1 protein-coding gene is annotated in these 516 nt (G+C 39.3%); it reads right to left on the bottom strand.

Annotation, left to right across the window (positions count from 1 at the left end):
* Window positions 1-291 (bottom strand): hypothetical protein (locus MKP05_RS21645; RefSeq protein WP_240570184.1); only part of this gene is annotated, 291 nt, incomplete at its 3' end.
* Between the last annotated feature and the right edge of the window lie 225 nt (window positions 292-516).

The following is a 516-nucleotide window of genomic DNA, read 5'->3' as shown; positions in this document are numbered from 1 at the left end:
CAAAGCCACGCCGTAACCAAATTTATCTGTGTGGTCTGTTCCAAACCCAAATTCAGGCCTAAAATCAAGTGATAACAACAACGGAATGTCAAAATCATACTCAATCCCTATATCACCGGCAGCAAAAACAAAGGTCTCAGTTTCTTTATAGTCGTTAGCCTTCCATTTAAATGAGCCAAAGCCACCGCCCAAACCAGCATACCAATTAAAGTCCCCTTCTATATTCCAGACCCATTGGTATATGCCTGCTAATTTTACACCACTAAAGTTTTTATGGTTTTGCCATCCCAAATCGGCCTCCAGGCGCGGTTGTTTTCACTCAAAGCACGTTGGTAGCTTATCTCGGTGCCAAAAGCACTGCCACCTCCAAACCTTAATCCGATGGCATTTTCTGATATTTTTTGCGCATTGGATAACGCCGTAAAACCTATAAAAGCTATAGTAATTAGCACTAGTTTTTTCATAAAATATATAATTAATAGATTGTTTTTTATTTAGTGTGGAATACTTGGTGAC

Origin of the sequence: Halomonas flagellata (assembly GCF_022487945.1) — a bacterium.
Classification (GTDB): domain Bacteria; phylum Pseudomonadota; class Gammaproteobacteria; order Pseudomonadales; family Halomonadaceae; genus Halomonas; species Halomonas flagellata.
Note: the sequence above shows the minus strand (reverse complement) of the source record. Positions and strands in the feature narration are given on the sequence as shown.